Source organism: Streptomyces sp. NPDC002537 (assembly GCF_053594975.1).
This window is the reverse complement of the sequence record NZ_JBSFWT010000083.1, coordinates 19,897-32,878: the sequence shown is the minus strand read 5'-3', so window position 1 is coordinate 32,878 and position 12,982 is coordinate 19,897. Positions and strand designations below refer to the sequence as shown.

The 12,982-nt window shown below is 69.7% G+C and carries 14 protein-coding genes; 9 read left to right on the top strand and 5 right to left on the bottom strand.

Annotation, left to right across the window (positions count from 1 at the left end):
- Window positions 1-98: 98 nt before the first annotated feature.
- A complete protein-coding gene (locus ACWD4A_RS28725) occupies window positions 99-458 on the top strand; it encodes a hypothetical protein (protein ID WP_451198376.1) in 360 nt (119 codons plus the stop codon).
- 58 nt (window positions 459-516) lie between these two features.
- On the opposite strand, the gene ACWD4A_RS28720 is transcribed toward ACWD4A_RS28725, so the two are convergent.
- Window positions 517-744, bottom strand: coding sequence for a hypothetical protein (locus ACWD4A_RS28720; protein ID WP_451198372.1), 228 nt, complete (start codon window positions 742-744; stop codon window positions 517-519).
- Complete coding sequence (locus ACWD4A_RS28715; protein WP_451198370.1) at window positions 738-1,139, bottom strand: DUF6415 family natural product biosynthesis protein; 402 nt, start codon at window positions 1,137-1,139, stop codon at window positions 738-740. Before ACWD4A_RS28715 ends, ACWD4A_RS28720 begins: the two co-directional genes overlap by 7 nt.
- A 217-nt stretch (window positions 1,140-1,356) precedes the next feature.
- Here ACWD4A_RS28715 and ACWD4A_RS28710 point away from each other — a divergent pair, with 217 nt between their 5' ends.
- From ACWD4A_RS28710 to ACWD4A_RS28700, 3 genes are all read left to right on the top strand, one after another.
- The gene (locus ACWD4A_RS28710) at window positions 1,357-2,205 is read left to right on the top strand and encodes a helix-turn-helix domain-containing protein (protein ID WP_451198368.1); all 849 of its coding nucleotides are present in this window, start codon (window positions 1,357-1,359) and stop codon (window positions 2,203-2,205) included.
- A complete protein-coding gene (locus tag ACWD4A_RS28705; protein WP_451198366.1) occupies window positions 2,175-2,399 on the top strand; it encodes a DUF397 domain-containing protein in 225 nt (74 codons plus the stop codon). The genes ACWD4A_RS28710 and ACWD4A_RS28705 overlap by 31 nt, the downstream gene beginning before the upstream one ends.
- 131 nt (window positions 2,400-2,530) lie before the next feature.
- A complete protein-coding gene (locus ACWD4A_RS28700; RefSeq protein ID WP_451198364.1) occupies window positions 2,531-3,412 on the top strand; it encodes a GTP-binding protein in 882 nt (293 codons plus the stop codon).
- Here ACWD4A_RS28700 and ACWD4A_RS28695 read toward each other — a convergent pair.
- Window positions 3,374-4,684 (bottom strand): LmeA family phospholipid-binding protein, encoded by a 1,311-nt coding sequence (locus ACWD4A_RS28695; protein ID WP_451198362.1) that lies wholly within the window; start codon window positions 4,682-4,684, stop codon window positions 3,374-3,376. The genes ACWD4A_RS28700 and ACWD4A_RS28695 overlap by 39 nt on opposite strands.
- A gap of 953 nt (window positions 4,685-5,637) precedes the next feature.
- On the opposite strand from ACWD4A_RS28695, the gene ACWD4A_RS28690 reads away from it, so the two are divergent.
- A complete protein-coding gene (locus ACWD4A_RS28690; protein WP_451198360.1) occupies window positions 5,638-7,527 on the top strand; it encodes a hypothetical protein in 1,890 nt (629 codons plus the stop codon).
- A 175-nt stretch (window positions 7,528-7,702) separates the two neighbouring features.
- Window positions 7,703-8,809, top strand: a complete 1,107-nt coding sequence (locus tag ACWD4A_RS28685; protein WP_451198358.1) for a glycosyltransferase family 4 protein — start codon at window positions 7,703-7,705, stop codon at window positions 8,807-8,809.
- Window positions 8,810-8,827: 18 nt separating this feature from the next.
- Here the strand turns inward: ACWD4A_RS28685 and ACWD4A_RS28680 are convergent, their stop codons facing one another.
- Complete coding sequence (locus tag ACWD4A_RS28680) at window positions 8,828-9,073, bottom strand: hypothetical protein (protein ID WP_451198356.1); 246 nt, start codon at window positions 9,071-9,073, stop codon at window positions 8,828-8,830.
- A gap of 326 nt (window positions 9,074-9,399) precedes the next feature.
- Here ACWD4A_RS28680 and ACWD4A_RS28675 point away from each other — a divergent pair, with 326 nt between their 5' ends.
- The 3 genes from ACWD4A_RS28675 (at window position 9,400) to ACWD4A_RS28665 (ending at window position 11,610) form a co-directional block, all read left to right on the top strand.
- Window positions 9,400-10,752, top strand: a complete 1,353-nt coding sequence (locus ACWD4A_RS28675; protein ID WP_451198354.1) for a hypothetical protein — start codon at window positions 9,400-9,402, stop codon at window positions 10,750-10,752.
- Window positions 10,753-10,846: 94 nt separating this feature from the next.
- On the top strand, window positions 10,847-11,245 hold the full coding sequence (locus ACWD4A_RS28670) for a type II toxin-antitoxin system RelE/ParE family toxin (protein WP_451198352.1): 399 nt from the start codon (window positions 10,847-10,849) through the stop codon (window positions 11,243-11,245).
- Entirely contained in the window at window positions 11,242-11,610 is a 369-nt protein-coding gene (locus tag ACWD4A_RS28665; RefSeq protein ID WP_451198350.1) for a helix-turn-helix domain-containing protein, read from the top strand. The genes ACWD4A_RS28670 and ACWD4A_RS28665 overlap by 4 nt, the downstream gene beginning before the upstream one ends.
- A gap of 13 nt (window positions 11,611-11,623) precedes the next feature.
- Here the strand turns inward: ACWD4A_RS28665 and ACWD4A_RS28660 are convergent, their stop codons facing one another.
- On the bottom strand, window positions 11,624-12,793 hold the full coding sequence (locus tag ACWD4A_RS28660) for a steroid 3-ketoacyl-CoA thiolase (RefSeq protein ID WP_451198348.1): 1,170 nt from the start codon (window positions 12,791-12,793) through the stop codon (window positions 11,624-11,626).
- Window positions 12,794-12,982: the final 189 nt, after the last annotated feature.

Sequence of the window (12,982 nt, the reverse complement as noted above, 5' to 3'; positions counted from 1 at the left end):
TGAGACTTCGAACACCTCCCTCAACGGCACGGGAGCCTCGTGCGTTGCGGAGACCGATCCCGTCACCCGATCAGTGGTCACGCTGAAAGAGCTCAGTGATTCACGTGGTCAGCCAGCAAGCAACGACGGCCCTGTGGCGCCCTACCGGCCCCAAGGAGCTGGAGCTGGTCCGTGAGCTGAACTGGCGTGCGTGGCCGCCCCGGCTCCCCGAGCAGCCGATCTTCTACCCGGTCCTCAACGAGGATTACGCAACCAGGATCGCCCGGGACTGGAACGTGAAGCATGACGGCGCCGGATTCGTCACCCGATTCGAGGTCGAGACGGAGTTCTTGAGCCGGTATCCCGTCCGGCAGGCCGGCGGGCAGACGATCCTCGAGCTCTGGGTTCCGGCTGAGGAACTGGACGACTTCAACGCCCACATTGTCGGCGAGATCCAGGTGGTCCACGAGTTCCGCTGAAGCAGGGAGGCTTGCTGACGGGGGTACGCCAGCCCGGTGCGATGCCAATGGGGTGCCGTCACCGAGCGCCGGGGCCGCCCAGATGTGCGTCGGCGTAGTGGCGGGCCCGGCGCGCGTTGACGACCCTCAGTGTGTCGAGGTCGTCCGCGAAGAGGGCCCGCCAGCCCTCGGCGTCCAGGCACTGGCACTCCCTGCACGGAGGCTCCCGCGGGTGCGGGACGCTGGGCGGGCCGCCGGTGTGGGGTAACAGGACGACGGCAGGCCAGGAGCGCGGGGCTTTCAGCACGGCCAATCCCCTTCCCGCAGAGCCTCCTTGTGGTCACGGAGTTCCCGCGCCGCCAGGGCCAACCCCCGGGCGCAGTCGAACGCGGACCGGAGCCCGCTGCCGGGCCTGAGCGTGTCCACCCGGTGCAAGGCTTCTGCGACGCTGCTCTCGGCCGCGATGCGGCGCGGGTCGTCGGCGGGGAGAGCTGCGGCGGTGGCCCGCACCTGCGCCGCCGCCTCCTTGATGTAGGCGCGGAGCATGACCGTGCAGGATGTCACTCTGCCCATGGGTGGCGAGATGTGGTCGGGCGCGCTCAGGATCTCCCTGATCACCCACTCGATGCCGGCGTCGCCTTCGGCGCGCGGTGGGGTGGGGAGTCCTGCCCCGGTGACTGCGGTGCCAGGGTAAACGGGCATGGCGAGACGATCTCCTTACGGGCTTGCCGGGTGGGACGGAACCGAGCCCTTCGAGGTGTGCGGCGCGGCGCGGAGGGCATCACCACATCGGATTCGAACACACCGTCAACCCAGTGGAGTTGGGCTTCTGATTCCGGTAACAAGTATCCGCTCTGGCCTCTAGGCTCGGGCCCGTTGAGGGGTTATCTCCGGCGAGGAGTAAATGGAGGGTACAGCCATGCCCGCGCCCAAGCGGCTCGATCCGTCGCGGTCCTTCATCGCCCAGCTCGGCGTGGTGATCCGAGCCCTACGAGAAGCCAAGGGCTGGTCCCAGGCCGATCTCGCCGAGGCCATCAGGATTGCGCACACCTCGATCTCGAAGTTCGAGAACGGACACGTACTCCCCGTCCGGGAGGTCGCGGAAGCACTGGACTGGGCCCTCGAAGCAAACGGCACGTTGTTCGAGCTCTGGGAACGACTCAACGGCGACTCCTCGGCGAAGAAGTCCACGAAGTACTTCGGATACGAGTCGAGGGCCATCGAGATCCACCACCTCGCCAACAGCTGGCCTGCTCTGCTGCAAACCGACGACTACATCAGGACGGTCCTCCAACTCGGTACGGCCCAGGACAGCGAAAGACTTGAGGAGTACGTGGCGTACCGCCAGCGCAGGCGCGCCATTCTCGACCGCCCCGATCCCCCCTTGTTCAGAGCGCTCATCGACCAGTCGGCTCTCGACCGAACCGTCGGCGACACCAGCCTCATGCGGGGCCAACTCCTCTACATGCTCGACCGGATGAAGCGGACGAACGTGGAACTGCGGCTGACGCCCCTCGCCATAAGCGGAGCATCGCACGATCTCGGCCTCACTCAGATCATGACGTTCAAAGGCGGCCGCAGGGTCGTCTACCGCCCCGGGCCACCCGACGGTCTTTTCATCACCAATGCAACGGACACCGCTCACTACATGACCGTGTTCGAGCAACAGTGGCGCCAAGCCCTGTCCCCGGACGAGTCCATCAGACTGATCCACAAAGCGATTGAGGAGAAGTATTCGTGCTCGCCGTCCGACCTGACCTGGCCATAGCCGTGTGGCGCAAAAGCGCCTACTGCGGCAAGGACGACAACATCTGCGTCGAAGTCGCCGACCGCCAATTCCCCAACACCGTCCCCATACGCGACAGTAAAAACCCCCAAGGCCCCGCCATAACCCCGACCACCACCGCCTGGTCCGCGTTCGTCACGGCCGTCGCCGCCACGGACGGCGACCTCTCTGCCTGACCGACCCCCGTCACCCTCCGCAGGAGCGGTTCAGGTGGCTTGAAAGGGCCTGGTGATCTTGTGGGTGCCGGGGGCGGCGGGGATCATGTCGCGGCCGCTGCTGTGTACGCAGTCGGCAGAGAGGAGCGGCCGTGGCCGCCGACGGATTCCAGGGCGACAAGCCCCAGTCGACCATCGCGTCTTTGGGCCATGCCGGGCATGGCAAGACCACGACGGCCAGTGCGCTGGTCAGGGTGCTCGCAAAGGCCGGAGGTGGTCAGGCGGGGGCAGGAGAGGCGATTGCCGGCAGCGGCATCCGTCGTTTCGAGTACGAGACGTCCCGGCGCCGTTACAGGCACCTCGACTGCTCCGCCGGCGACGTCTCCGACCTCCTGAAGACCCAGTCCCTGGACGGTGCGGTTCTGGTCGTCGACGCGTTGGACGGCGTCATGCCCCAGACGCGCGAGCATGTGCGCCAGGCCCGTGCGGCCGGCGTACCGCTCGCTGTTCTCCTGAACAAATGCGATCGGGTCGACGATCCGGAACTGCTGGATCTGATCGATACAGAGATCCGCATGATGCTGAACATGCACGACTACAACGGCGACAACATGCATATTGTCCGTGGCTCCGCCCATGAAGCCGCGTTCGGCGACGGAGTCTGGGGCGGCGAGTTCAACGCCCTGGCCCAAGTGCTGGACGAAAGCCTTCCCGATGGGCGGCCGCGGTCCGATATCCCCGCCAGGGCCCGCCTGATAGCCAAGCACCCAGCGGCAAGGTCCTGGATGTCGACGGCGGCGACGCGAAGAACGACAACGGCGCACGCGTCCAGCAATGGGACTGGGTCGGCTGGGACAACCAGAAGTGGCGTCTGGAGCCCATCCAGGACAGCGACTGGTAAGCCCTCCGGCTCCACACCCGCCGTGTGGTGCGGCAACCGGGGCCACGAGTCATCACCGCGGCCCCGGGGCCCGGGCCCCGGCCAGGGCGGCCCACTACGTCCGCCCCACCGCCAGTTCCGCGCCGGACAGTGAGGCCTTGATGCCGTCCTCCCCGACCTTCACCCCGCGCAGTTGCAGGTCCCGCGCCTCCTTCGGCAGTTTGAAGGAGAAGGACAGGCGGTCGGAGAGCTCCGGCGGGCGCAGCTGGGTCAGGCCGGTGATGAGCTTGGGGTCGACGCCGATCCTCTCCAGGAGCCAGGGGTTGTCGACCACGACGTCGACAAGGTTGACGCGCGTCAGCCGCTCGACGAACCGGGGCGCGCCCGTGAGCTCGTGCAGCTTCTCCTCGTCCTCCAGGGCGAGCGCGATGTCGTCCTCCGGAATACCCAGCCGTTCCACCACAGCCGGCACCGACAGCAACGCCTTCACCCTGGCCGCGTCCCGGCTGATGCGCTCGGCGGTCTCGCGGTGGAGAACAAGGCCTTTGCCCTTGCCGGGGCGGTAGGTGGCGATGCCGGGTACGTCCACGCTCATGTCGTCGATGTCCGTGGAGAGTTCGCTGCTGCTGACGATGCGCACCTGGGCCCGAGCCCGTACGCGTACTTCCTGACCCGCGATGGTCAGCCCGCCGTCCGCAGTGACGGAATTGTCGTCCTGGCGGCTGAACTTGACTTCTGATGCGGCGAGTTCCCGGTTCATGTCGTCGAAGGACAGCTCGACCTCGCCGTCGAGATTGCCGATGACCGCGCCCCGGATGTCGCGCGGCAGATTCCCGGTCAGCCGGATGTCGCTCGCGCTCGCCCGCACCTTCGCCAGCGAAATGCGGTCGGCGGCCACGTGCGGCACTGTGACGTCCACACGTTCCAGGCGCTTGTCGAGAACCTGGGTGAGGAACGGGAATCCGTGGATGTCGACTTGCGGAGCCGCCGCCAGGTGGAGCTCTTTCTGGACTTCCTGCTGGGCCTTCTTCTCCGCGTACATCACGGCGCAACGGTCCGCGAGCACCAGGAAACCGGCGCAGAAGAGGAAGGCGACGAGGAATTTGAGGGCGCGGGGTATCGCGGAGAACGGACCCCGGCGTCGCCGTCGGCGCGACCGCCTGGCCCGGCGCCCCTTTCCGGGACGGCGGCGGTGGTGGTCGGGCGGGGACCAGGAATCGTCGCCGACTTCCGCGTAGGTGCGCGGCGGCGGAAGCACCGACGATTCCGGTTCCGGTCCTGGCGAATTCCCCCCGGTGTCCTGATGCGGTACGGGAATTTCTTGCGTGACGGCATCGGCGTCCGGCCATTCCGGGGGAACCGCGGTGGGGTCCGGGTCGGCGAGGGCCGCGAGTTCGTCGTAGGGGTTGGACGGACTGGACGGCATGCGTAAGGGGGTTCGCATCACCTCATCCCACTACACCCGCCCCCCTCGAACGCAAGGGCTACCGCCGGTACGCCCAAAAGACCCCGACAAGACCCCGACAAGACCCCGCCCCGGGGCGCGACCGCGTACGCCGACGGACTCATCGGGGGTTCCGGCCATCGTGGGGCCGTTCCGGTGCGGAAACCAGGGAGTGGAGAGGGTGCCGTGCAGCGTACGGGAACGGGTGGGGGGCTCGCGCGGTGTACGTGCGGCATGTGTAGCCCATGGGTGCGCGGCCCGGTGGGCGCTCCGTATGGCGGAGAGAGGGCGTATATGTACGCGTCCTCTTTTTTTGTGAGCCCTGTTCCAGGCAACCTTGCCCGGCGCACATGCCTCGAAGGGCCGCAACCAACGGCTCCGGGCAGATGGTCACCCGCGCCGTGAAGCGGAACGAGCACGGGTCACCGTGCCGCCTCTCACCACTCGTCGCCCAACTCCTCATGAGAGGAAGAGAAATGGCTGGCGAAGTCGCGATAACCCGCGTGGTCGGCTTACCGACCCGGACAGGGCGGACGACCAGCACAGCGGAAGTCACGATCAGTTCTCCGGGGCAAGCCGGGACGTTGGCCTGCCACCCCTGGAGGACCGTAGCGGCATCCTCGCCACCCCCGTCACCCCCGCCGCTCTCGCTGTTGGCGAGCGCGCTGCCCGCGGTGACCCTGACGTGCGCCGGCGAGACCGGCCATGTCGTGAACGCGTAGGCCGCGACGCGGCCACCGAGCCGCAGCCCGGTACGGCCCCGGTACGGCCCCGCGGCTACGGCCGGTCCCCCGGCTCCTCGCGTACGCCGGTCGACCGGCCCCTGAATTCGTCATCCCCCTGGTTTCCGTGCCGGGCGTCTCAGCCCTGCCCGGGGTGGTGACACACGGACGTCCGTCCGATCCGCAGACCAGGAAAAGGTCAGGAGGATCCCTGTGCCCAAGAATCCCGATCCCGTCCTCGCATCCGGTCTCGAGACCGCTCCCGCGCTGGTGCCCGACCCCGGTCCCGACCCCGGTCCCGACCCCGCCCCCGGGCCCGACCCCGACCCCGCCCCCGACCCCGAGCCCGCTCCCGCACCGGCATCCGAGGCACCGACGCCGCGCGGGCTCACGACTGCCACGGCGGCCACCGTGGCAGACACCCCCACTGCCCCCTACACCCACTGCCTCCGGTTCAACGCCACGGGCGCGGTCCAGTCGTTCACCGTCCCCGTCGGCGTCACCGTGCTCAATGCCCGCATGTGGGCCGCGGGCGGCCAGAGTTGGCCCGGATACAACCGCTACGGGGGCGGTGGGGGGTTCGCGTCCGGTGATGTGAGCGTGGTTCCCGGAGAGACGCTGGCCGTGGTGGTGGGCCAGTCCGGAGACTTCGGTGGCGGCGGCTTCGGCCTGGGTGCCGGTGGAGGGCTGAGCGGGCTGTTCAGCAACCGGCTGCAGCGGCCGCTGCTCGTGGCCGGCGGCGGTGGCGGCGGCAGCGCTTTCATGGACGGGAGCGGCGGAAACGGCGGGGCCGGTGGTGGCCAGACCGGAGGTACGGGAGCAGGGCCTGTCCCCGGGCAGGGCGCTGCCGGGGCGACGGGCGGGGCCGGTGGAGCCGACAACTACGGCAACCGCGGAGGACGCGGAGGCGATCTCGGCGCTCCGGGCGGCAGCAACTCCCGCGGGGTGGCCGGTGGTGTCGTTCCCGTCGCGGGCCTGGGCGGTGGCGGCGGCGCCGGCATCCAGGTCTCGAACGGCCAGTGGCGCGGCTCGGGCGGCGGGGCCGGCTACGCGGGCGGAGGCGGTGCCGCGTGCGACGCGGGCGCGGCTTCCGTGGGTGGCGGCGGGGGCGGCGGCAGCGGTTTCGCGGCCGGTCCGGGTGTGTCGGGCGGGGTGACGATCGCGGGTTCCGGCCGCTACGCCGCGAACAAGGGGGACCCGCTCTACCAGGCGGGCATCGGCGACGACTACAAACCGGGCCAAGTGGTGCTGCAGTGGCGGCTCCCGGCGATCACGGTGTCGCCGGGCGGGCCGCCGGACGTGACGCTGACGCGCGCGGGCGAGACCGGCTACCCGGGTGTGCGGCTGCGCGCCGACGAGGAGGCCACAGGCTCCCGCCGCGACGTCCGCGTGGAGCTGCCTCAGGGAAAGGGACTTCAGTTCGTCGAGGAGGGCGACCCGGGGTACCAGCTCACCGTGCAGAGCGCCTCCGGCGGGACGGCGTACTCCACCGGGACCCTGTCCGCGGACGGGCAGACCCTCACCTTCACCGACGTCGACCTGGGCCTCACGGACCCCGGCTCCACCTCCGCCATGTGGGTCGCCGTCAAAGCCACCGGCGACTCCCCCGGGGGAGGCACCCACCTGGTCTTCCGTGTGGGAGATCAGACCTCGAACTCCACGGCCGTCTACGTCGGGGAGCTGTTCTCGACGTCGCAGGGCGGGCCGCCGGACATCGTCCTGCCGCGCTCGGGCGCGACCCGCTACCCCGGCGTGCGACTGCGCGCCGAGACGGAAGTCACCGGCTTCCGCCGCGACGTCCGTGTGGCGTTCTACCCCGGAATGGGACTGCGGTTCGTCGCGGAAGCCGGTACGGAATACCAGCTCACCGTGCAGAACGCCGACGGCGGCACGGAGCGCCGCACGGGAACCCTGTCGGCTGACGGACAGGTCCTCACCTTCGCCGACGTCGACCTCGGCCTGACAGACACCGGCTCCGTCTCCCTCATGTGGGTCGCCCTCAAAGCCTCCAGCAACTCCCCCCTGGTGGGCACCTACCTGATCTTCAGCGTGGGAGATCGGGCCACCCAGGGCTCCACGCCCATCCAGATCGTGAACTGGTAGGCCCGGAAGGCCCGGTAGCCGTTGGCCGATCGGCCAACGGCCGCCAGGCCGCCCGCCACCCGTCTACACCCGCTACAAGGAACGCCCCCCGCCCAGAAGGAGCACACACAACGTGGACACGGTGGCATCCCGCCCGCACCGAACCCCCATGGCCGCACCCCCCGCATCACGGAGCATGTCCATCGCGGCCCGGGTGTACGGATACCCGCCGGCCCACAACGCGGGCTCCGAGTGGATGCTCCACTCGATGCTCCGTCCCCTGGCCGCACGTGGTCACCGGGTGACGGTCTGGCTGTCGCATCCCGGAAGCATCGACAAGAGCTACGAGATCGACGGCGTGCGCGTCGTCCCGTACCAGGAGGGCATCGACTTCGCCGCCCACGCCCAGAAGGCGGACGTGCTGTTGTCCCACTTCGAGAACGTCCCGATCCTGACGGGTCTCGCGCGCGCCCGGCAGATCCCCATGGTCGTCATCTGCCACGACAACTTCGCCACCAGCTTCCACAACGCGGCGGGCGCCGACCTCGTCGTCTACAACAGCGAATGGATCCGCCGGGACGGCGAGATCTTCTACGCCCGTTACCCCCACGAGTTCCTGCCCAAGCGCACCATGGTCGTCCGCCCGCCCGTCATGGCCGAGGAGTACCGCACCAAGCCGGGTGACCGCGCGACCCTGGTGAACCTCAACGCGGACAAGGGCGGCGAGCTCTTCTGGCAGCTCGCCGCGTGGACACCCGAGTGGAAGTTCCTGGGCGTCCGCGGCGCCTACGGACAGCAGATCATGCCGCCGCCGCGGTTACCGAACTGCGAGGTCGCCGAGAGCGTGAGCGGCAAGGAGATGCGCGACCACGTCTACGCCCGGTCCCGCGTCATGCTGATGCCCAGCATCTACGAGTCCTGGGGACGGGTGGCGGTGGAGGCGTTCGCCTCCGGCATCCCCGTGGTCGCCCACCCCACCCCCGGACTGGTCGAGGCCCTCGGCGAAGCCGGGATCTTCGCCTACCGCGACGACCTCAACGCCTGGATCCACGCCCTGATGTCCTTGCAGGACCCCAAGAACTGGGCCCGCGCCTCCCGCCGCGCGAAGGCCCGCTCCACCGAGCTGAGCGCGGCCCCCGACCTCGACCTCTGGTGCGACGCCATCGAGTCGCTGTACGGCCCGAGGCGAAGGAAGACTTTCCGCGTGGAAGGCCCGCCGAGGCACAACGGGACCGGAAACAGGAACGGGACCGGGACCGGAAACGGCCACCGTCCGGGCGGCCAGGGCCTCAGCGCGTCGTGACAGCCGGAGCTCCTCCCGTCAGCGGCCGCGTCCATCCTCAGTAGGGCCGTGTCCCGCGCGCGTGTAAGCGATCGAGGATGCGGCGTAGGTGCCACCCCCAAGAACGCTCAACCACGAGAACGGGCCGTCGAATCGACCATGGCACGCTTCATAGAAGACGCCGAGCGCGAGGGCGGCGGCCAGCACGTTTCCCATCATGGCGGACGCCCGCAGATCGATCATGGACGACCGGTTCGCGGCACGGCCGACATTGCGCATCGACATGGAAGATCTCCTCAACGGGAAGCGGAGGCCCGGAGGGCCGAAGTGTGGGCCAGGGGCCCTGGGCGCAGGTGTGCTGATACATCTCGCGAATGGTTCGCGAACGGTTGCGGCAGGCGGCCCCCGACGGCGCCCGAGACCGGACGCCCATGATCGTCTCGACGCAGGCAGAGCATCACCGGAACCCTTGCCGCATTTCAAGGAGTTCGGGGGTGCCTCGGGGGGTGCCTCGCGTGTGGCGCCGCCGCCCGGACGAGGGCCGTACGATTCCCCCTGCCGGAGCATTACCCACCAGTAAGATCGTTTTCTGCACAACAAGGCGCACTCACATGGCACAGCACCCGTTGGTGTCTCTACGGGGATCGGTCGGTCTCTCCCACCCCGCCTACGCGCGGCTGATCGCCGAGACGCACGCCCGCCTGGGCTTCGGGCACATGGCGGCGCGGCGGGAGAAGATCTCGCGCTGGGAGTCCGGGCGGACCGTCCCGGAGCTCACCGCGCAGCTCGCCATGGCCCATGTCCACCAGGTGCCGGGGGAAGAGGTGGAACGGCTCGGCTGGCCCCACTGGCTGCACCTGGCCACCGGCGATGCCGCCCTTCCGTACCAGCCCTGGACCGTCCCGGGCGCCCTCAACACCCTGCGCGGCACGGCACGGCCCTCCGAGGCGCGGCCCCACCCCGACCGCCTCGCCGTCACCGGCCCGGCACTCGCCGTCCAGATCCGGGAATCCCTTGCCGCTCTGGCCGGCCGGCAGCCGCCGCCCGCCCGTGACGGCCACCGCGTCACCCCCGACACCGTGGCCTGGATCGAAACCCGCACACAGGCCCTCGAACGGCACGAAGCGGGAACACCCCTCACCCCCACCGCCCTGTACGGCGCCGCGCGCACCGAACACCGGCTGATCACCACCCTGCTGACCACCGGCGGCTACGACAGCACCACCGGAACCCGGCTGCTGCTCCTGGCCACCCGCACCGCGGTCCTGTGCGCATGGCTCAGCAGCTCCCTGGGCGAGGAAGCCGGAGCGGAGCGCTACACCCTCGCCGCGATCCGCGCCGCCACCGCCGCCGGCGCACGACAGCACACCGCCGAATCCATGTGCCAGCTCGCCGTCAGACACCTCATCGCCGGCAGCCCCCGGGACGCACTGCACCTGGTCCACGCCGCACGGGCAGCCGCCCCGCACCCCACGGCCCACCTCGCGGCCTCGCTGCACATCAAGGAAGCCCTCGCCCTCGCCCGCCTCAAGGACGCAACCGCCAGCTTCCGCACACTGGGCCACGCGACCCGCGCACTGGATGCCGACACCACCGGCCGGAACCCCACCGACAACAACCTGCCCGGCATCACCCTCGACGAGGACTACCTGGCCATAGTCCGCGGTCACGCCTGGTGCTTCCTGGGCCGCCCCCGAAAAGCACTGCCCCACTTCGCCTCCCTGTTCACCTCCGCCCCCTCATCCCCCATCCCCTACACCGCACGACGCCTCCTCCACGCAGTCGACTCACAACTGGCCGACGGCCAACTCGACGCCGCCGCCCACAGCACCCACCACGCCGTCACCCTCACCGGAACCCTCCCCCCAGGCCTCACCCACAAATACCGCCAACGCCTCGCCCCCCACCGCGCCGAACCACTCATACGCGACCTGCTCGACCTGCTCGCCGACACCAGCCCATGACCCGGCGCATACGGGCCGAGCGGTGCTACGGGAGCCGCTGAATGATCGTCGCCGGCACCCGCCCGCGCACATCGTGATGAGGGCGAACCCCTATATGGATTTCTGTATAGTCGGGTGCGTGAGTCGCCCCTGGCAGATCGAGATCGAGCCGGAAGTCCGGCAGTGGCTGGAGCTCCTCCCGGATGCCCAGTACGACAAGGCCGAGCGGGCGGCTGACATGCTCGCGGCCCAGCCGACCACCCTGGGGGAGCCGTACTCCCGCCACCTCGGCGGCAAGGTGCGCGAGCTGCGTTTCACTCTGGACGGCAACGCCGTGCGCGTCACGTACTGGCTCGCCCCGGTCCGGCGCATCGTCCTGCTCACGGTGTTCCGCAAGACCAGACAGCACGAAACGGCCGAAGTCGAGCGCGCCCAGCAGGCGCAGAAGGTGTGCGAGGCGGACCATGACCCCGCCGAGCACGACTACGACCGGGCCAAGGAGGAAAGTCCGTGAACCACTCGCAGTGGAAGACCCGCCGGGCCAGGAAGCTCCTGGGAGAGCCGGTCGAGGAGTCCCCCGCCTATGTGGAGGCCGGGTACGCGTTCGCCCTCGGTCAGGCCGTCTACGACCGGCGTACCGAGCTCGGCCTGTCGCAGACCGAGTTGGCACGGCGCGCCGGTATGACCCAGCCGCAGATCTCCCACATCGAGGGCGGTGACTCCGTACCGACCCTGCCACTGCTCACCCGCCTGGCCAAGGCTCTCGACGCGTCGTTGACCATCGACCTGGACGGCGACAGGTCGGCCTTCGTCTTCACCGCGCACGACCGCCGGCAGCAGGACGAAGCGTCCCCGGGCGGAAACCCCTCGGCAGCGTGAGCCCATCACCCCCTCACAGCCGCTGAATGATCGTCCCCGTCGCCAGCCCCCCGCCCGCGCACATCGTGATGAGGGCGAACTCCTTGTCCGCGCGCTCCAGTTCGTGCAGGGCCGTCGTGATCAGGCGGGCGCCCGTGGCGCCGACCGGGTGGCCCAGGGCGATCGCGCCGCCGTTGACGTTGACCTTTTCGAGGTCCTGGTCGAAGACCTGGGCCCAGGAGAGGACGACCGAGGCGAAGGCCTCGTTGATCTCCACAAGGTCGATGTCGCGCAGCGACATGCCCGCCTTGCCGAGGACGGCGCGGGTGGCGTCGATGGGGCCGTCGAGGTGGAAGTGGGGGTCGGCGCCGACGAGGGCCTGGGCGACGATACGGGCGCGGGGGCGCAGCCGGAGGGCGCGGGCCATGCGTTTGGAGGCCCACATCAGGGCGCAGGCGCCGTCGGAGATCTGGGAGGAGTTGCCCGCGGTGTGGACGGCGGCCGGCATGACGGGCTTGAGGCCGCCGAGGACCTCCATGCTGGTGTCGCGCAGCCCCTGGTCGCGGTCGACGAGGCGCCACATGCCCTGGCCGGCGTCCTGTTCCTCCTCCGTCGTGGGCACCTGCACGGCGAAGGTCTCGCGCTTGAAGCGCTCCTCGGACCAGGCGCGGGCGGCCCGTTGCTGGGAGAGCAGTCCGAGGGTGTCGGTGTCCTCGCGGGTCAGGCCGCGCCTGCGGGCGATGCGCTCGGCGGCCTCGAACTGGTTGGGGAGGTCGACGCTCCACTCGTCGGGGAAGGGCTTGCCGGGCCCGTGCTTGGAGCCGCTGCCGAGCGGGACGCGGGACATGGCCTCGACGCCGCAGCCGATGCCGACGTCGATGACCCCGCCCGCGATCATGTTGGCGACGAGGTGGTTGGCCTGCTGCGAGGAGCCGCACTGGCAGTCCACGGTGGTGGCGGCGGTCTCGTAGGGCAGGCCCATGGCGAGCCAGGCGGTGCGCGCCGGGTTCATCGACTGCTCCCCGGCGTGGGTGACGGTGCCGCCGACGATCTGCTCGACGCAGTCGGGCTGGATACCGGTGCGGGCGAGGACCTCACGGTAGGTCTCGCCCAGCAGATAGGCGGGGTGGAGGTTGGCGAGCACGCCCCCACGCTTGCCGATGGGGGTGCGCACGGCTTCGACGATGACGGGTTCCGCGGCCATGATGCGTCCTTTCGTGGCATCCGGAGGCGTCCCGGCGACCCCCGGCGCTGTGCCGATCCGCCCGGGGCCTCCCGGTGGCCCCTGAGCACTCCCCCGCCGAACTGGTACGCGTTCTAGTTCCGTTCGCAGTCTTATGACTGCCGCCCTCGGTACGCAAGGGTCGCGCACGCCCCGCCTCCGCAACAGATG

What these genes read in the sequence shown, in the direction of transcription:
- ACWD4A_RS28680 (WP_451198356.1), bottom strand. Translation starts at nt 9,073, where the DNA reads ATGTCGATGCGCAATGTCGGCCGTGCCGCGAACCGGTCGTCCATGATC.
- ACWD4A_RS28695 (WP_451198362.1), bottom strand. Translation starts at nt 4,684, where the DNA reads ATGCCGTCCAGTCCGTCCAACCCCTACGACGAACTCGCGGCCCTCGCC.
- ACWD4A_RS28670 (WP_451198352.1), top strand. Translation starts at nt 10,847, where the DNA reads ATGGATTTCTGTATAGTCGGGTGCGTGAGTCGCCCCTGGCAGATCGAG.
- ACWD4A_RS28675 (WP_451198354.1), top strand. Translation starts at nt 9,400, where the DNA reads ATGGCACAGCACCCGTTGGTGTCTCTACGGGGATCGGTCGGTCTCTCC.
- ACWD4A_RS28715 (WP_451198370.1), bottom strand. Translation starts at nt 1,139, where the DNA reads ATGCCCGTTTACCCTGGCACCGCAGTCACCGGGGCAGGACTCCCCACC.
- ACWD4A_RS28685 (WP_451198358.1), top strand. Translation starts at nt 7,703, where the DNA reads ATGTCCATCGCGGCCCGGGTGTACGGATACCCGCCGGCCCACAACGCG.
- ACWD4A_RS28660 (WP_451198348.1), bottom strand. Translation starts at nt 12,793, where the DNA reads ATGGCCGCGGAACCCGTCATCGTCGAAGCCGTGCGCACCCCCATCGGC.
- ACWD4A_RS28710 (WP_451198368.1), top strand. Translation starts at nt 1,357, where the DNA reads ATGCCCGCGCCCAAGCGGCTCGATCCGTCGCGGTCCTTCATCGCCCAG.